This is a genomic window from Loktanella sp. M215, from assembly GCF_021735925.1.
Lineage (GTDB): Bacteria > Pseudomonadota > Alphaproteobacteria > Rhodobacterales > Rhodobacteraceae > Loktanella.
Genome location: NZ_WMEA01000001.1, coordinates 105,801 through 122,191, shown reverse-complemented (window position 1 = coordinate 122,191; position 16,391 = coordinate 105,801). Strand labels below are relative to the sequence as shown.

The 16,391-nt window shown below is 65.0% G+C and carries 18 protein-coding genes; 15 read left to right on the top strand and 3 right to left on the bottom strand.

Annotated elements, in window-relative coordinates; all coding sequences use genetic code 11:
- Positions 1–78: 78 nt before the first annotated feature.
- The 10 genes from cyoE (at position 79) to GLR48_RS00565 (ending at position 9,193) form a co-directional block, all read left to right on the top strand.
- Positions 79–1,023: a heme o synthase gene (gene cyoE / locus GLR48_RS00610; RefSeq protein WP_237057779.1), complete on the top strand. Its 945-nt coding sequence runs from the start codon at positions 79–81 to the stop codon at positions 1,021–1,023.
- A gap of 2 nt (positions 1,024–1,025) precedes the next feature.
- Positions 1,026–1,259: a hypothetical protein gene (locus GLR48_RS00605; RefSeq protein ID WP_237057777.1), complete on the top strand. Its 234-nt coding sequence runs from the start codon at positions 1,026–1,028 to the stop codon at positions 1,257–1,259.
- Complete coding sequence (locus GLR48_RS00600) at positions 1,259–1,870, top strand: cytochrome c oxidase assembly protein (protein ID WP_237057775.1); 612 nt, start codon at positions 1,259–1,261, stop codon at positions 1,868–1,870. Before GLR48_RS00605 ends, GLR48_RS00600 begins: the two co-directional genes overlap by 1 nt.
- Before the next feature lie 33 nt (positions 1,871–1,903).
- Entirely contained in the window at positions 1,904–2,704 is an 801-nt protein-coding gene (locus GLR48_RS00595; protein WP_237057773.1) for a cytochrome c oxidase subunit 3, read from the top strand.
- 124 nt (positions 2,705–2,828) lie between these two features.
- Positions 2,829–3,503: an SURF1 family protein gene (locus GLR48_RS00590; RefSeq protein ID WP_237057772.1), complete on the top strand. Its 675-nt coding sequence runs from the start codon at positions 2,829–2,831 to the stop codon at positions 3,501–3,503.
- A 1-nt stretch (position 3,504) separates the two neighbouring features.
- Positions 3,505–4,890 (top strand): threonine synthase, encoded by a 1,386-nt coding sequence (gene thrC, locus GLR48_RS00585; RefSeq protein WP_237057770.1) that lies wholly within the window; start codon positions 3,505–3,507, stop codon positions 4,888–4,890.
- The gene (locus GLR48_RS00580) at positions 4,887–6,149 is read left to right on the top strand and encodes a M16 family metallopeptidase (protein ID WP_237057768.1); all 1,263 of its coding nucleotides are present in this window, start codon (positions 4,887–4,889) and stop codon (positions 6,147–6,149) included. Before thrC ends, GLR48_RS00580 begins: the two co-directional genes overlap by 4 nt.
- Positions 6,149–6,733, top strand: a complete 585-nt coding sequence (locus GLR48_RS00575) for a GNAT family N-acetyltransferase (RefSeq protein ID WP_237057766.1) — start codon at positions 6,149–6,151, stop codon at positions 6,731–6,733. Before GLR48_RS00580 ends, GLR48_RS00575 begins: the two co-directional genes overlap by 1 nt.
- A 66-nt stretch (positions 6,734–6,799) precedes the next feature.
- Positions 6,800–7,693, top strand: coding sequence for an alpha/beta fold hydrolase (locus tag GLR48_RS00570; protein ID WP_237057764.1), 894 nt, complete (start codon positions 6,800–6,802; stop codon positions 7,691–7,693).
- A gap of 78 nt (positions 7,694–7,771) precedes the next feature.
- Positions 7,772–9,193: an FAD-binding oxidoreductase gene (locus GLR48_RS00565; RefSeq protein WP_237057762.1), complete on the top strand. Its 1,422-nt coding sequence runs from the start codon at positions 7,772–7,774 to the stop codon at positions 9,191–9,193.
- 173 nt (positions 9,194–9,366) lie between these two features.
- Here the strand turns inward: GLR48_RS00565 and GLR48_RS00560 are convergent, their stop codons facing one another.
- Both GLR48_RS00560 and GLR48_RS00555 read right to left on the bottom strand, forming a co-directional pair.
- Positions 9,367–9,897, bottom strand: coding sequence for an adenine phosphoribosyltransferase (locus GLR48_RS00560; protein WP_237057760.1), 531 nt, complete (start codon positions 9,895–9,897; stop codon positions 9,367–9,369).
- On the bottom strand, positions 9,894–10,787 hold the full coding sequence (locus GLR48_RS00555; RefSeq protein ID WP_442915821.1) for an S-methyl-5'-thioadenosine phosphorylase: 894 nt from the start codon (positions 10,785–10,787) through the stop codon (positions 9,894–9,896). Before GLR48_RS00555 ends, GLR48_RS00560 begins: the two co-directional genes overlap by 4 nt.
- 115 nt (positions 10,788–10,902) lie before the next feature.
- On the opposite strand from GLR48_RS00555, the gene GLR48_RS00550 reads away from it, so the two are divergent.
- From GLR48_RS00550 to GLR48_RS00535, 4 genes are all read left to right on the top strand, one after another.
- Positions 10,903–12,522, top strand: coding sequence for a SulP family inorganic anion transporter (locus GLR48_RS00550; RefSeq protein WP_237057756.1), 1,620 nt, complete (start codon positions 10,903–10,905; stop codon positions 12,520–12,522).
- A 119-nt stretch (positions 12,523–12,641) separates the two neighbouring features.
- The gene (locus GLR48_RS00545; RefSeq protein ID WP_237057754.1) at positions 12,642–13,640 is read left to right on the top strand and encodes an ABC transporter substrate-binding protein; all 999 of its coding nucleotides are present in this window, start codon (positions 12,642–12,644) and stop codon (positions 13,638–13,640) included.
- A 3-nt stretch (positions 13,641–13,643) separates the two neighbouring features.
- Positions 13,644–14,426, top strand: a complete 783-nt coding sequence (locus GLR48_RS00540; protein ID WP_237057752.1) for an ABC transporter ATP-binding protein — start codon at positions 13,644–13,646, stop codon at positions 14,424–14,426.
- Positions 14,423–15,181 carry an ABC transporter permease gene (locus GLR48_RS00535; protein WP_237057750.1) on the top strand — a complete coding sequence of 253 codons (759 nt, stop codon included), beginning with the start codon at positions 14,423–14,425 and terminating at the stop codon, positions 15,179–15,181. Before GLR48_RS00540 ends, GLR48_RS00535 begins: the two co-directional genes overlap by 4 nt.
- On the opposite strand, the gene GLR48_RS00530 is transcribed toward GLR48_RS00535, so the two are convergent.
- The gene (locus GLR48_RS00530) at positions 15,178–15,798 is read right to left on the bottom strand and encodes a flavin reductase family protein (RefSeq protein ID WP_237057749.1); all 621 of its coding nucleotides are present in this window, start codon (positions 15,796–15,798) and stop codon (positions 15,178–15,180) included. The genes GLR48_RS00535 and GLR48_RS00530 overlap by 4 nt on opposite strands.
- A 74-nt stretch (positions 15,799–15,872) precedes the next feature.
- On the opposite strand from GLR48_RS00530, the gene GLR48_RS00525 reads away from it, so the two are divergent.
- Complete coding sequence (locus tag GLR48_RS00525) at positions 15,873–16,364, top strand: GNAT family N-acetyltransferase (protein WP_237057747.1); 492 nt, start codon at positions 15,873–15,875, stop codon at positions 16,362–16,364.
- The last annotated feature ends 27 nt before the right edge of the window (positions 16,365–16,391 follow it).

Sequence of the window (16,391 nt, the reverse complement as noted above, 5' to 3'; positions counted from 1 at the left end):
AAGGATGACTGAAACAGGGTCCGATCCGGCACAGGCCGGGTCGCGACGATCTTTTCCGAGCTGCCGAAGGCGCGAACCATGTCTGACATGAGCCTGCACGAAACCACACCGGACACCGTCTACGAGACGCAGATGGGCGATTACTTTGCCCTGCTTAAGCCGCGCGTGATGTCGCTGGTCGTGTTCACGGCGCTTGTCGGCCTGCTGGTCGCACCCGTTCCCGTGCATCCCTTCATCGGCTTCGTCGCCATCCTGTGCATCGCGGTCGGGGCAGGGGCCTCTGGTGCGCTGAACATGTGGTGGGACGCCGACATCGACGCCCGCATGCGCCGCACCGCGAAACGCCCGATCCCGGATGGCCGCGTCCAGCCGGGCGAGGCGCTGGGTCTGGGCCTTGCCCTCTCTTTCTTCTCTGTCCTGCTGATGGGTCTGGCGACGAATGCGGTCGCGACAGCATTGCTGGCCTTCACGATCTTCTTCTACGCCGTGGTCTATTCCATGTGGCTCAAGCGCGCGACGCCGCAGAACATCGTGATCGGCGGGGCGGCGGGTGCCTTCCCTCCGATGATCGGCTGGGCGGTGGCGACGGGTGGGGTCAGCATCGAATCGGTGCTGATGTTCGGCCTGATCTTCATGTGGACGCCGCCGCACTTCTGGGCTTTGGCGCTGTTCGTCAAGACCGACTACGGCGACGCCGGCGTGCCGATGCTGACCGAAACTCATGGCCGCCGCGTCACCCGCAACCACGTGCTGGCCTACTGCCTGCCGCTGGTCGCCGTGGCGCTGGGCCTTGGCTTCACCTCGATCGGCGGGCCGGTCTATCTGGCGGTCGCGGTCGTCTTCAACGCCTGGTTCCTGAAAGGCTGCTATGACATCTGGCGCCGGGACGAGGTGCAGGCCGAGGCGGACAAATACAAGGTCGAGATCAAGACCTTCAAGGTGTCGCTCTACTACCTTTTCGCGCATTTTGGTGCCCTCCTGATCGAGGCCGCCCTGCGCGCCAATCACATCGGAGGCCTTTGAACATGGCAATCCAGGTCGAACATGAAATCCACACCCGCCGCCGGGGCCGCAACATTGGCGTCGGCCTGCTGCTGCTGGGCTTCATCAGCATCGTCTTCGGCCTGACCGTGGTCAAGGTCCTGCAACTGGGCAACCTGCGCAGCTTCGAGACCTTCGATCACGTCGTGCGGCCCCAGATCTTGCCGGAAAACATGACGACGCCCACACCAGAGGTCGCACCGGAGGCATCGAACTGATGTTGTTTCCGCGTCTCAAGGGTCCGAACCGTACGCTCGTGCAGCTTGTCGGTGTCGTCGTGCTGATGGGCGGCCTCGCCTGGGCATCGGTGCCGTTCTATTCATGGTTCTGCAAGGTGACCGGCTTCGGCGGCATCACCAATGTGGCAGAGGCCGGATCGGACACGATCCTCGACCAAACCATCAAGATCCGCTTCGACGCCTCCGTCGACCGCGACATGCCGTGGACCTTCAAACCGGTGCAGCGCGAGATGACGCTGCGCATCGGTGAAACCGGGCTGGCGTTCTATGAGGCGCACAATCCGACCGACCGCGTCATCGCGGGGCAGGCCGCCTATAACGTGACGCCCTACGAGGCGGGCGGTTTCTTCGACAAGATCGAATGTTTCTGCTTTACCGAACAGGTTCTGCAACCGGGAGAGACGGTGCAGATGCCCGTCAGTTTCTACGTCGATCCGGCCATCGTGAATGACCGCGACGCAAAGTATGCCCATACGATCACACTCGGTTATACTTTCTATGAAATCGATCTGCCCGAAGGCAGCCAGCAGGCCGCTGTCGATGCTAATCTTTTGACAACCGACCCCGCCCCCGCCATAGACAGCAACTAAAGACAGCGACCAGCCTCAGGGAACAAACGAGACATGGCCCACGAAAAGAACCACGACTTTCACATCCTTCCGCCGTCCATCTGGCCGCTTGCCGGATCGCTGGGTGCCTTCATCATGCTGTTCGGCGCCGTCCTGTGGATGCACGAACACGGCCCCTACGCCTTCTTCGTCGGTCTGGCACTGGTGCTTTACACGATGTACGCGTGGTGGTCCGAAGTCGTGACCGAAAGCCAGGTCGGTGATCACACGCCCGTCGTGCGGATCGGCCTGCGCTACGGCTTCATCATGTTCATCATGTCCGAAGTCATGTTCTTCGCCGCATGGTTCTGGTCGTTCTTCAAGAACGCCATGTATCCCCTTGGCCCGAACTATCCCGCCGTCGACGGCGTCTGGCCCCCCGTCGGGATCGAGACGTTTGATCCGTGGCACCTGCCGCTGATCAACACGCTGATTCTGCTGTGCTCCGGTGCCGCCGCGACCTGGGCGCACCATGCTCTGGTCCACGAAAACAACCGTCAGGACATGAAATGGGGCCTGATGCTGGCCGTGGCGCTGGGTGCACTCTTCACCGTGTTCCAGGCCTATGAATACTCCCACGCGGCCTTCGGCCTTGCGGGCAACGTCTACGGTGCGAACTTCTTCATGGCGACGGGCTTTCACGGCTTTCACGTGATCATCGGCACGATCTTCCTGCTGGTCTGCCTGTTCCGCGTCTACGCTGGCCACTTCACCCCGGAAAAGCACGTGGGCTTCGAAGCCGCCGCTTGGTACTGGCACTTCGTCGACGTCGTCTGGCTGTTCCTCTTCGCGTCGATCTACATCTGGGGCGGTTGATCCTTTCCAATGCCACGTCAAAAAGGCGGCCCCAACGGGTCGCCTTTTTTGTATCCGCCGCCACCTTCACCCTGCCGGGCAAACCGGATAAGGCAACACGGTCTGACCAAAGGTTGATCCCGCCATGCTGCGTCGCATCTTCTTTCCCCTGCTGATGGGTGTCGTCGGTTGCTCTGTGCTGATCGCGTTGGGCGTCTGGCAGGTCCAGCGGCTGGCGTGGAAGACCGAGATTCTCGATCAGATCACCGCGACGATCGTGGCCCCCCCGGTGCCGCTGCCGGACGACGCCGACCCTGTCGCGGATGAATATCTACCGGTCGTGGCGACCGGCCATGTCACCGGGCAAACCCTCTCGGTCCTTGTCAGCACCGCCGAGAACGGGGCCGGTTACCGCACGATCACCGGCTTTCGCACCGATGATGGCCGGGACATCGTGCTCGACCTCGGGTTCCTCAGCCTTGACGATCGCGGCACAGCGCTTCCGACCGGCGATCTGACGGTCACCGGCAATCTGCTGTGGCCCGACGAGACGGACAGCTGGACCCCGGCCCCGGACGAAAAGACCGGCATCTGGTTCGCCCGCGACCTGCCCGCCATGGCAGCGGTACTGGATGCCCAGCCCCTGCTGCTGGTCGCCCGCCGAATCGATCCGGCCAGCCCGACCGTGCCGATGCCTGTCGGCATTCAGGGCATCCCCAACGACCACCTCGGTTATGCCATCACATGGTTCATGCTGGCCATTGGTTGGGCGCTGATGACCGGCCTGCTGATCTATCGCACGACCCGAAAGGACGCCTGACATGCGCTACATCTCGACCCGGGGGCAAGCCCCGAGCCTGAGTTTCGAGGATACGATGCTGACCGGCCTCGCCCGCGACGGCGGCCTCTATGTGCCTGACAGCATTCCGACGCTGACGCCCGACCAGATCGCCGCGATGGCGGGCCAGTCCTACGAAGACGTGGCCTTTACCGTGATGCGCCCCTTCATCGGCGACACCTTCACGGACGCGGAATTTCGCGACCTGATCGCACGCGCCTACGCAGGCTTCGGCCACGCCGCCCGCGCGCCGTTGGTGCAACTGGACGCGAACCATTTCCTGCTGGAACTGTTCCACGGCCCGACGCTGGCGTTCAAGGACTTCGCTATGCAGCTGATCGGGCAGATGTTTCAGGCGGCCCTTGCCCGGTCCGGCAACCGGGTGACCATCGTGGGTGCGACCTCCGGTGACACCGGATCGGCCGCGATCGAGGCGTTCCGGGGGCTGGAGGCCGTCGATGTCTTCATCCTCTACCCCCACGGCCGCGTCAGCGAGGTGCAGCGCCGCCAGATGACGACTCCGACCGAATCCAACGTCCACGCCATCGCCGTCGACGGCGATTTCGACGGCTGTCAGGCGCTGGTCAAGGACATGTTCAACGATTTCGCCTTCCGCGAGGACGTGCGGCTGGCCGGTGTGAACTCGATCAACTGGGGCAGGGTGCTGGCGCAGGTCGTCTATTACTTCACCGCCGCCGTCTCGCTCGGCGCGCCGCACCGCAAGATCAGCTTTACCGTGCCGACCGGCAACTTCGGTGACATCTTCGCAGGCTATATCGCCAAGCAAATGGGCCTGCCGATCGACCAGCTGATCGTGGCGACCAACAGCAACGACATCCTGCACCGCACGCTGGAAACCGGGGCCTATACCAAGGACTCCGTCACGCCGACCATCAGCCCGTCGATGGACATTCAGGTGTCGTCGAATTTTGAGCGTGCCCTGTTCTACGCCTACGGTCAGGACGGCGCCGCCGTTGCCAGCCAGATGGATGATCTGAAAAAGGGCGGTTTCACGATTTCCCAAGGGGCCATCGACGCCCTGCGCGACACCTACGCCTCTGGCCGGGTGTCGGAACAGGAAACCGCCGACACCATCACGCGCTATCTGGCAGAGCATGGCGAGCTTTTGTGTCCGCACACCGCCGTCGGCGCCCACGTGGGCGAGCAGCATCTGGGCACCGTCCCGATGGTCACCCTCGCCACCGCGCATCCGGCCAAGTTTCCGGCAGCGGTCGAGCGGGCGACGGGCATCCACCCCCCCTTGCCCCCGCGCATGGCGGACCTGTATGACCGCCCGGAACGGATCACGCGCAGCGCGGGCGACCTTGTCGCGATCCAGAACATCATCAGGGACCGGATCAAGACTTGACCATCGAACTGCACACATTGTCGAACGGCTTTCGCGTCGTCACCGAACACATGCCGGGGCTGGCCAGCGCGTCCGTCGGAATCTGGGTGAACGCCGGTGGCCGCCACGAGGAAGAAGCCCAGAACGGCATCGCGCATTTTCTGGAACACATGGCCTTCAAGGGCACCGATACCCGCACGTCCCTGCAGATCGCCGAGGCGATCGAGGACGTGGGCGGCTATATCAACGCCTATACCAGTCGCGAGGCGACGGCCTATTACGCACGCGTGCTGGAATCGGACGTCGGTCTGGGACTGGACGTCATCGCCGATATCCTGCTGAATCCCTTGTTCGAGGACCACGAGATCGAGACCGAGCGCGGTGTCATCCTGCAAGAGATCGGTCAGGCGCTGGACACCCCCGACGACATCATCTTCGACTGGCTGCAAGAGGTGGCCTATCCGGATCAGCCCATCGGCCGCACCATTCTTGGACCAGAAGAGCGTGTCGAGAAGTTCACCCGAGACGACCTGACCGGCTTCGTCGGTACGCACTACGGCCCGAACCAGATGATCCTCGCCGCCGCCGGGGCCGTCGATCACGACGCGTTGGTGGCGCAGGCGGAAAAGCTCTTCGGCCATCTGCCGGCACGTCCCCGTGACGGTTTGATCGTCCCTGCGAAATTCGTTGGTGGTGAGCGGCGCGAGAACAAGAAGCTGGAACAGGTGCATTTCGCGCTGGCCTTCGAAGGCCCCGATTACCGCGATCCCGCGATCTATACGGCGCAGATCTACGCCACGGCCCTCGGCGGCGGCATGTCCTCGCGCCTGTTTCAGGAAATCCGTGAAAAGCGCGGCCTCTGCTACACGATCTTCGCGCAGGCCGGCGCCTACGAGGATACCGGTCTGACCACGATCTATGCCGGCACCAGCGCCGAAGAGATCGAGGAATTGGCCAACGTCACGATGGACGAGATGAAGCGCGCCGCCGATGACATGACCGCCGCCGAAGTCGCCCGCGCCCGCGCCCAGATGAAGGCCGGTCTTTTGATGGGGCTGGAAAGCCCCTCGAACCGGGCAGAGCGTCTGGCCCGTCTTCTGGCGATCTGGGACCGCATCCCGACCGTCGCCGAAACGGTGGAAAGCATTGACGCCGTCACCACCGGCGACGTCAAGGATTTCGCCATCCGCACGGCACAGGCCGGCGCCGCGCTGACGCTTTACGGCCCCGCCGATGCTGCCCCCTCGCTCGAGGCGCTGCGCGCACGTCTGGTCGCCTGATGCTGGGGCGGGGGCGCAAGGTCCGGCTGGAAACCGAACGCCTGACCCTGCGCCTGCCGCTTCACGCGGACTACCGCCCCTGGTGCGCCCTGCGGCAGGACAGCCGCGATTTCCTGCAACCGTGGGAGCCGACCTGGGCCCCCGACCATTTCAGCCGCAAGTCGTTCACCAACCGGGTCTACTGGTCGCAGCGGTCCGTGCAGACCGGCAGCGGCGTGCCGCTGTTCCTGATCCGGCGCAGCGACAGCGCCCTCGTGGGGGCGATCACGCTGGACAACATCCGCCGCGGCCCGGCACAGGCCGGCACGACCGGTTACTGGATCGGCCAGCCCTTCGCGCGCCAGGGCTACATGCGCGAGGCGATCAAGGCGCTGGTGCATTACGCCTTCACCACGCTGGACCTCAGCCGGATCGAGGCGGGGTGCCTGCCTGAAAACACCCCCTCGCGCCGGTTGCTGGAACAATGCGGCTATAAATACGAGGGTGTCGCCCAAAGCTATCTGCAGATCGACGGACGCTGGCGCAACCACGTCCTGTTCGCGAACCTGCGCAGCGACCGGCGCGGTCGCACGGACGTGGGCTAGGCGACCGGCCACCGATGGCGCAGGCCGTGCCTTGACCGGGCGGGCCGTTCACTGAAGGTATCGCGCATGCGTTTGTTGTTCATCCTGTTGTTGTGCGCCGGGTGCAGTCCGGCCCTGCTGAAGACCCGCGGTGCGGATGACCCGATGATCTATGACGCGGCCAAGGTGCCTCAGGCCGACCGCGTCGCGATCTTCATCCCCGGCGCGCTGTCCTCCATTGCCGTTTTCAAGGAAACCGCCGACTGGGAGGAGGACGGTTTTGCCCGCGCCTTCTATCGCTATCCCGGTCTGGACGGCCTGCCCGTCGATCACCGGCTGGACCCCACCACGGCGGCGGCAGAGGTCGCGGCCTTCGCCAACACCCTGCACGCCAGCGAGGTCACGCTGGTCGGCTATTCCACCGGTGCGCTGATCGCCCTGCAGGCCGCACCGCAGATCGATCCGTCGCATCATGTCCGTGTCGCCGCCATGTCGCCCGCCGTCGAACACGCAGGCGGGTTCCGCACGATCCTGCGCGGCGCGCGGGATGTCATGCGCGCTGTCACTGCGACCCGGTCGGTGGCCAAGACCAAGGTCTGGCCCCGCTTCTGGGCGGGCCTGCTGTTCGGCCCCGACGCGCTGGAGGCCCCCGTGCCCTCGAAGGAGTTGCAGGAGGCCGTGGTCGCGGGATCGAAGATCAACGTGCCGCTCAGCACGCAGACGGCGATCGCCCACACGCTTGCCCTGCCGGGGTGGCGGTTGCCCGATGACCTTGATCTGACCGGCATCCCGGTCAGTTTCTTCATCGGTCTGAACGATCCCGTCTTCTCGACCGCGCAGACGACCGACTTTTCACGCAAGATCGGGGGCGTGCCGATCCTGGGTTATCCGGGGCAGGGACATCTGCTGTTCTTCACCCGGCCAGACGTCTTCGACGACATCAAGGACTTCGCCCTGGGGCGGCCACCGCGCCTGCGCTGACGCGCATTGGCGGGCGCTTTGCGCTGGACAGCCCGGGTCGTCCGCTTACCTTTGCCCGGACCCCAGACAGGAGCCGCCATGTTCACCGCCGCCACGCCCGACACCTTGGCCGACCTGCGCGCCAGCCTGCCGGACGACAGCTTTCGCACCGATACCGCCCCCTACCTGACAGAGCCGCGCGGCCGGTGGGCCGGGGCCGGTGTCGTCGTGGCGCCGCGCGACACGGATCAGGTGGCGCGGATCGTCGGCTACTGCAACGACCGGCGCATCGCCGTCGTCCCCTACGGCGGTGGCACTGGCCTTGTCGGCGGTCAGTTAATGAATGACGGTGTCGCACCGCTGGTGCTTTCGCTGGAACGGATGACCGCGATCCGCGCCACCTATCCCAGCGAATCTGTACTGGTGGCCGAGGCGGGCGCGATCCTCGCGGATGTCCAACGGGCCGCAGCGGACATGGGCCGCCTGTTCCCGCTGTCGCTGGCCTCCGAAGGGTCGGCGCGGATCGGTGGTCTGCTGTCCACCAACGCGGGCGGCGTCAACGTGCTGCGCTACGGCAATGCCCGCGCCCAGTGTCTGGGGCTGGAGGTCGTGCGCCCCGACGGCACGATCTGGCACGGGCTGAGCCGCCTGCGCAAGGACAACACCGGCTACGACCTGCGCGACCTGATGATCGGGGCGGAAGGCACGCTGGGCATCATCACCGCCGCCGCCTTGCGCCTCGTGCCGCAACCGGCGGGCGTCGGCGCCGCGATGCTGGCGGTGCCGTCGCCCGCGGCGGCCCTCGACCTGCTGGCGCTGGCGCAGGACCGTCTGGGCGACGGCATTTCCGCGTTCGAGATCATTCACCGCCAGGGCCTCGACTTCCTGACCGAGGTGGGTCCGGAGTTCAGGGCGCCCTTTGCCGAGACGCCCGACTGGATGGTTCTGATCGACATCGGCATGCCCGCCGGGCTTGACCCCGATGCGGCGCTGGAGGCGGTCTTCGAGGCTGCGGCAGAGGCCGGTCTTGTGACGGACGGGATCATCGCGCGGTCCGGCGCCGACCGCGACGCCCTGTGGCACATCCGCGAAAGCATCCCCGAGGCGAACCGCCGGATCGGGTCGATTTCCTCGCACGACATCTCTCTGCCCCTCAGCCAGGTGCCCGACTTCATCGTCGAAGGCGGCAAGCGGCTGGCGCGGATCGGGGATTTCCGGATCAACTGCTTCGGCCACCTTGGCGACGGCAACCTGCATTACAACGTCTTTCCGCAGCAAGGCCGGTCGCGCGCCGATCACGAGGATCAGCGCGCGGCGATCAAGGGCTGCGTGCATGACCTGACCGACGAGATGGGCGGGTCCGTCAGCGCCGAACACGGCATCGGGCGGCTGAAGGTCGATGACCTTGAACGCTACGGCGATCCGGCGAAACTTGCGATGATGCGGGCGATCAAGACCGCCCTCGACCCCAACGGCATCATGAATCCCGGTGCGGTCCTGCGGAATTTAACCAATGATTAGGGTTTCTGGCATTTAACCGGGGGCAGAGAGACGGCGAAACGCCGATCTCCCTCCCGGGTCAGAAGACCTCATGCTGCGGCCCTCGAAGGGGGTCTTGCCGGAAAATCCGGCGCAGCGGTCTGCGGATCCTGTCGCGGCGGCGTGGTCCTGAACGGTCTCCGCCGCCGCAGCGATCAATGACCGTCGTAGGCGCACAGGGCGTGGACATCCATGCCAAGCTTTTCCAGCTTGGCCCGTCCGCCCAGTTCCGGCAGGTCGATGATGAAGGCACAGCCGGTCACGACGGCACCCAGCCGCTCGATCAGCTTGATGCCCGCCTCTGCCGTGCCGCCGGTGGCAAGAAGGTCGTCGACCATCAGGACGCGTTCGCCCGGCTGCAGGGCGTCGTCGTGGATTTCGACGATCGCCTCGCCGTATTCCAGCGTATAGGCCTGTTCGATCGTTTTCGCGGGCAGCTTGCCCTTCTTGCGGATCGGCACGAAGCCGACGGACAGCTGGTGCGCAATGGCACCGCCAAGGATGAAGCCGCGCGCCTCCAGCCCCACGACACGGTCGATGGGCTGGCCTGCGTAGGGATGCAGCAACTGGTCGATCGCCATGCGGAAACCGCGGGCATCGGCAAACAGCGTCGTCACGTCGCGGAACATGATCCCCGCGTGCGGAAAGTCGGGGATCGTGCGGATATAGTCCTGAACGGTTTTCATGTGGGGTCCTTCGGTGTCAGCACGCGGCCCGCGACCGCGTCCAGTTTGGCCACCAGCGCAGGGTCGCGCCGGTCGGGGGATGTCATGATGCCGTGGGTCAGCGCCGTGGCGCAGCCGCCTGCGCAACCCTGTGGCAGGGACCGGGCCAGCGCCATGACCATGTCGCGGGCCTTGGTCCCGTTGCCCTGCAGCGTCGCAATCACGTTAGACACATCGACCGCCCCGTGATCCGGGTGCCAGCTGTCGTAATCGGTGATCATCGCGACAGAGGCATAGTGCAGCTCTGCCTCGCGGGCCAGCTTTGCCTCTGGCATGTTGGTCATGCCGATCACGTCGCAGCCCCAGCTGCGGTACATCAGGCTTTCGGCGCGGGTCGAAAACTGCGGGCCTTCCATCGCAAGGTAGGTGCCGCCGTCGTGCATGGTGATGCCGGCGCTGCGCCCGGCCGCGACACAGGCGGCAGACAGGTCCGGGCAGACCGGGTGGGCGACGCTGACATGCGCCACGCAGCCGGTCCCGAAAAAGCTTTTGTCACGCGCAAAGGTGCGGTCGATGAACTGGTCCACCACGACGAAATCGCCGGGCGCCATGTCTTCTCGGAATGACCCGCAGGCGCTGATGCTGACAAGGTGCGTCACACCCAGCCGCTTCATCGCGTCGATATTGGCGCGGTAGGGAACGGTGGTGGGGCTGTGGATGTGGCCGCGCCCATGACGCGGCAGAAAGGCCAGCGGCACACCGTCCAGCGTGCCGGTCAGGATGGCGTCCGACGGCGCGCCCCAAGGGCTGTCCAAGTCTGTCCAGGTCGCATCCGCAAGGCCCGGAACATCATACAGTCCCGATCCGCCGATGATGCCAAATCTGCTTTGCACACATGCCTCCGTCTGCATCATCGCTTTGTGACGCCTGCGACGCGGCGGCGCAACCGTTCAGGGCGGGCAGGGGTGACATTTGGCCGTCCCTGCCTTAGGGCCGCTGCAACACATTGCAAAACAGGATCACCCGATGGCCAAACGCGCCCTTCTGGCGAATTTCGCCGACAGCATCGCCCTTACGGACCCTAGCGCGCCCCTGAACGCCGGCCGCCTGAGGATCGAGCTGCTGTCTGGTCTGACCGTGGCGCTGGCGCTGGTGCCAGAGGCCGTGGCCTTCGCCTTTGTCGCGGGCGTGCCGCCGCTGGTCGGGCTTTACGCGGCCTTCATCGTGGGGCTGATCACCGCGCTGATCGGCGGGCGGCCGGGCATGATCTCGGGGGCGACGGGTGCGCTTGCGGTCGTGATGGTAAGCCTTGTGGCTCAGCATGGCGTCGAATACCTGTTTGCGACCGTTGTCCTGATGGGATTGATCCAGATCGTCATCGGCGTCATGCGCTGGGGCAAGTTCATCCGCCTCGTCCCGCATCCGGTGATGCTGGGCTTCGTCAACGGTCTGGCGATCGTCATCTTTCTGGCGCAACTCGGCCAGTTCAAGGTGCCGGGCAGCGGCGAGGTCTCGGGCCACGGCGTCGGCGGCGGCGCATGGTTGTCAGGCGCCCCCCTGATCTGGATGCTGGCGCTGACCGGCCTGACCATGTTCATCATCTGGGCCGCACCAAAGGTCACGAACCTCATCCCCGCGCCGCTCGCTGGCATCGGCATCGTCGCGGCCATCGTGATCGTCTTCGGCATCGACGTGCCGGTGGTGGGCGACCTTGCCTCGATCGAAGGCACGCTGCCGCCCTTCCACCTGCCGATGGTCCCGCTGACGTGGGAGACGTTCCAGATCATCGGGCCCTATGCCGTGATCCTGGCCGCCATCGGCCTGATCGAAAGCCTGCTGACCCTGAACCTGGTGTCGGAAATGACGAACCAGCGGGGCGGCGCCAGCCAGGAGTGCATCGCGCAGGGCGTCGCGAACACCGTCACGGGCTTCTTTGGCGGCATGGGCGGCTGTGCGATGATCGGGCAAAGCATGATCAACGTCAAATCCGGCGGCCGCACCCGCATCGCCGGGATCGCGGCGGCGCTGTTCCTGCTGGCGTTCATCCTCTTCGCCTCTGGCCTCATCGCGCAGATCCCGCTGGCCGCATTGGTGGGCGTCATGTTCATGGTCGTGATCGGCACCTTTGCGTGGAACAGCTTCAGCATCCTGCGCAAGGTGCCGCGGACCGACGCCGTGGTCATCGTGCTGGTAACGGCCGTGACCGTGGCGACGGATCTTGCGACCGCCGTGCTGGTCGGGGTCGTCGTCTCGGCGCTGGCCTACGCCTGGAATAACGCGACCCGCATCCACGCCAAGACCTACACCACGCCCGAGGGCGCCAAGGTCTATCAGATCCAGGGGCCGCTGTTCTTCGGCTCTGCCGAGGGCTTCAACGAGCTGTTTCAAGTCGACACCGACCCGTCGCTGGTGATCGTCGATTTCGACGGCAGCCGCGTTGTTGACCAATCCGCGCTTGCGGCGATCGAGGCGGTCGCCGGCAAATACGAAGATGCCGGCAAGGCGATTCAGCTGCGCCACCTGTCGCGGGACTGCCACCGTCTGCTGTCCAAGGCCGGGCACCTGATGGTCGACAGCGACGACGACCCCGATTACGCGCTGGCCGTCGACTATGGGGTGCGGACCGGTGTGCTTGGCGGACACTGACGCCTGAAATTCAGGCAGTTGCTCGGAAACGGGGCGCCCCGCCGCGTTTCCGACTCGCCAAACAAGGCCCCACCTTCGATACTTCCTGAAGTGTATGAAACCGACGGGGACCCGCCATCATGTTCTATCGCACCTTTGCCGCGGCCGTCCTGCTGGCCTCGGCCGCGCAGGCACAGACCAATCTGCCCTTCGCGCTGGACTGGAAGTTCGAAGGACCAGCAGCACCCTATTTCGCCGCCATCGACAACGGCCACTTCTCTGACGCGGGTCTGAACGTGACGATCGAGGCGGGGAACGGATCGCTCGACGCGATCCCGAAGGTGGCGACAGGGGCCTTTCCGGTGGGCTTTGCCGACATCAACAGCCTGATCAAGTTCCTCGACCAGAACCCCGGCGCGCCGGTGATCGCGGCGATGATGGTCTATGACAAGCCGCCCTTTGCCGTGATCGGCCGCAAATCGCTGGGGATCAGCGATCCTCAATCGCTGCAAGGCAAGGTGCTGGGCGCACCGCCCCCCGACGGCGCATGGGCGCAGTTCCCGATCTTTGCCGCGGAAAACGGCCTCGACATGTCCCAGATCACCGTCGAACCCGTCGGTTTCCCGACCCGCGAACCGATGCTGGCCGAAGGCAACGTCGCCGCGATCACCGGCTTTTCTTTCACGTCCTATCTGAACGCCGCCCGCCTTGGTGTGCCAGAGGATGATCTGGTCACCTTGCTGATGGCCGACTACGGCGTCGACCTTTACGGCAACGCCGTGATCGTGAACACCGACTTTGCCAAGGCCAACCCGGACATCATCAAGGGCTTTCTCAAAGCCATCGCGATGGGCTGGTCTGACGCCATCGCCGACCCCGCCGCCGTCATTCCGATGCTGATGGAACGCAACCCGGCGGCCGATGCGGAACTGGAACAGCGCCGCCTGGAACTCTCGATCCGCGACAACGTCGACACCGACTGGGTCAAGGCGAACGGCTTCGGCGGCATCGACCAGGCGCGCTTGGAAAGCAGCCTCGATCAGATCGCCACGACCTACGATTTCGTCATGCCGCCCGACCCATCCGTCTACTTCACAAGCGACTACCTGCCCGAGGGCGGGTTCAAGCTGGCCGACTAAACCGTGGACGCCCTCATCGACATCAAGGGCGTGCGGCACGCCTACCGTACCGCATCCGGCCCCTTGCCGGTCCTGAACGGCCTTGATGTGCAGGTGCCCGAAGGCGGCTTCGTCGCCGTCGTTGGCCCGTCCGGCTGCGGCAAGTCCACGCTGACGCGGCTGGTGGCAGGCCTGCTGATCCCCGACGAAGGCACGGTCAGCGTGCATGGCAAGCGCATCACCGGGCCGCGCAGCAACGTCGGCATGGCGTTCCAGAACCCCGTGCTGCTGGAATGGCGCACGATCCTTGAAAACGTCATGCTGCCGCTCGAAATCGTGCCCAGCAAGCTGACCAAGGCCGAAGGTCAGGCCCGCGCCCGCAAACTGCTGGCCTTGGTCGGGCTGGAGGGGTTCGAGGCCAAGCGCCCCTCCGAACTCTCCGGCGGCATGAAGCAGCGCGCATCGCTTTGCCGTGCATTGATTCACCAGCCAGAGGTGTTGATCCTCGACGAACCCTTCGGCGCGCTCGATGCCTTCACGCGCGAAGACCTCTGGCAGACGATGCACAACGTGAAGGCCGAAGAGCCGTTTACCGGCGTCCTGATCACTCACGACCTGCGCGAATCGATCTTCCTCGCCGATCAGGTGGTCGTGCTGTCCGGGCGGCCAGCAAAGACGCAATTCGTCATGGACATCCCCGACACCGGCGTGCGGACCCTGGACGATCTTTACACGCCCATCGCGGCCGAACGCCTGAACATCCTGCGCCACCAGATCGAAGTGGCCCAAGGCCGGGTGGCCGCATGAAGGCGCGTCAGGTTCTTGTCCCGCTTGGCGCCGTCGTCATCTTTCTGGTGCTGTGGGAGGCGCTCGTCTGGGTCATGGGCTGGCCGAACTACAAGATGGCAAGCCCCTCCGACCTGATCCCGGCCTACGAAAAGTACTGGAACCTGTTCCTGATCATGGGCTGGCAGACGCTGTGGCGGACCATCGTGGGGCTGGTGCTGGCGGTCATCTTCGGCGTGGCGCTGGGCATGGTCATGGGCTTTTCGCGCACCATGCGCGACGCGCTCTATCCGCTGCTGGTGGGCTTCAACGCCGTGCCGAAGGCAACCGTCGTGCCCATCGTGGCGCTGATGTTTGTCGGCTGGCACGATTTCAACACGGTGCTGATCGCCTTCATGATCAGCTTCTTTCCCATCGCCGTGTCGGTCAGCATCGGCCTGTCCACACTGGAACCCGAATACCGCGACATCCTGCGGTCACTTGGCGCCTCGCAATCCCAGGTCTTCTGGAAGATCGCCCTGCCCAAGACGCTGCCCGAATTCTTCGGCGCGCTGAAGGTCTCGGTCACGCTCGCCTTCATCGGCACCAACCTGATGGAAATCGTCTCGCCCCATGGCCGTGGCCTTGGGGCGCTGTTCGATTCGGGCAAGACCAACTCCGACTACCCGCTGATGTTCGCGGTTCTGATCGCCTTGGCGTTCCTCGGCATCGTGCTTTATTACATCGTCGTGGCGCTGGAAAAGATATTTGCCGGCTGGGCCGACCGGACGGTCTAGGCCTCTCCCGGCCGCTTCAGGCTGTAGACGTCGGTCACCGTGGCAAAGTCGCGGTAACCAAGGCGCGACACCGGATTGAACGACAGCACGTCAAAGACACCGTCCTTGATGCAGTCGTCGGACAGGCGGATGCCCACGACCTCTCCGATCACCATGAAATTATGCTCGCCCTCCAGCGTCACGATCTGGGTCATGCGGCATTCCAGCGTGGCGGGGGCCGCTGTCACGAAACCGCAGTCGATGCTCTCGCACTGCCCCTTGTCGAGGCCGGTCAGCGCGAACTCGTCGGTCTCCTTCTCCCATGGGCCAGAGCTGTGGTTCATCACGTCGCGCAGGGCGTGGCTGACGACGTTGACAGCAAAGACGCCGGTCTCGCGGATATTGGCGACGCTGTCCTTGGTGCCGTCGCGGTCGGGCTTCGCGCCAGTGCTGGCGAACATGACCTGCGGCGGGAAATACGACACGGCGTTGAAAAAGGAATAGGGGGCAAGGTTGTCCGACCCGTCAGACCCGCGGGTCGAAATCCAGCCGATGGGGCGGGGGGTGACGATGGCGTTGAACGGGTTGTGCGGCAGGCCGTGGCCGGCCCCTGTCTTGCGGTCTGGTCGATAGAACATGGGTTTCGTCCCTTTTATCCGGTCGCCCAGACAGGTAGCCTGCGGGCAACGGGCAGGCCAGCAGAAAGACTTCGATGGATATCACGACCGCACGGGAAAAGCCGGGGGACTGGTGGGAGGTCGAAGCGCTTTATGACACCTGTTTCGCGCCGGGCCGCACGGCCCTGTCGTCCTACCGCCTGCGCGACGGTGTCGATCCGATCGAACAATTGTGCATCGTGGCCCGCGACGGCGCCGGGCAGATCGCGGGGGCCATTCGCAACTGGCCCGTGCGCGTGGGCGATGCGCAGGTCATCCTGCTGGGCCCCGTCGCCGTCCACCCGACGCATCAGGGCGAAGGCATCGCCGCCCTGCTGATCTGGCGCTGCCTCGAGGTCGCGGCCAAGGGCGGCTGGCCGCGCATCATGCTGGTCGGCGACGCGCCCTATTACGGCCGCTTCGGGTTCGAGAAGCTGGAAGGCGTCACCATGCCGCCGCCCACGAACCCCGACCGCGTGCTGGGAATCGCCCTGCGCAAGGGCGGCTGGGACGGCGTGACCGGCGACGTGGTGCGCGCGCACGATTGAAAACGGCGTGGTCCTGCATATCTTTGA

Excerpts from the sequence above, each read along its gene's own strand:
- thrC (WP_237057770.1), top strand. The coding sequence starts at position 3,505 with ATGCGCTACATCTCGACCCGGGGGCAAGCCCCGAGCCTGAGTTTCGAG.
- GLR48_RS00600 (WP_237057775.1), top strand. The coding sequence starts at position 1,259 with ATGTTGTTTCCGCGTCTCAAGGGTCCGAACCGTACGCTCGTGCAGCTT.
- GLR48_RS00550 (WP_237057756.1), top strand. The coding sequence starts at position 10,903 with ATGGCCAAACGCGCCCTTCTGGCGAATTTCGCCGACAGCATCGCCCTT.
- GLR48_RS00595 (WP_237057773.1), top strand. The coding sequence starts at position 1,904 with ATGGCCCACGAAAAGAACCACGACTTTCACATCCTTCCGCCGTCCATC.
- GLR48_RS00570 (WP_237057764.1), top strand. The coding sequence starts at position 6,800 with ATGCGTTTGTTGTTCATCCTGTTGTTGTGCGCCGGGTGCAGTCCGGCC.
- GLR48_RS00590 (WP_237057772.1), top strand. The coding sequence starts at position 2,829 with ATGCTGCGTCGCATCTTCTTTCCCCTGCTGATGGGTGTCGTCGGTTGC.
- GLR48_RS00565 (WP_237057762.1), top strand. The coding sequence starts at position 7,772 with ATGTTCACCGCCGCCACGCCCGACACCTTGGCCGACCTGCGCGCCAGC.
- GLR48_RS00575 (WP_237057766.1), top strand. The coding sequence starts at position 6,149 with ATGCTGGGGCGGGGGCGCAAGGTCCGGCTGGAAACCGAACGCCTGACC.
- GLR48_RS00560 (WP_237057760.1), bottom strand. The coding sequence starts at position 9,897 with ATGAAAACCGTTCAGGACTATATCCGCACGATCCCCGACTTTCCGCAC.
- GLR48_RS00530 (WP_237057749.1), bottom strand. The coding sequence starts at position 15,798 with ATGTTCTATCGACCAGACCGCAAGACAGGGGCCGGCCACGGCCTGCCG.
- GLR48_RS00555 (WP_442915821.1), bottom strand. The coding sequence starts at position 10,787 with ATGCAGACGGAGGCATGTGTGCAAAGCAGATTTGGCATCATCGGCGGA.
- GLR48_RS00535 (WP_237057750.1), top strand. The coding sequence starts at position 14,423 with ATGAAGGCGCGTCAGGTTCTTGTCCCGCTTGGCGCCGTCGTCATCTTT.
- GLR48_RS00545 (WP_237057754.1), top strand. The coding sequence starts at position 12,642 with ATGTTCTATCGCACCTTTGCCGCGGCCGTCCTGCTGGCCTCGGCCGCG.
- cyoE (WP_237057779.1), top strand. The coding sequence starts at position 79 with ATGTCTGACATGAGCCTGCACGAAACCACACCGGACACCGTCTACGAG.
- GLR48_RS00525 (WP_237057747.1), top strand. The coding sequence starts at position 15,873 with ATGGATATCACGACCGCACGGGAAAAGCCGGGGGACTGGTGGGAGGTC.
- GLR48_RS00605 (WP_237057777.1), top strand. The coding sequence starts at position 1,026 with ATGGCAATCCAGGTCGAACATGAAATCCACACCCGCCGCCGGGGCCGC.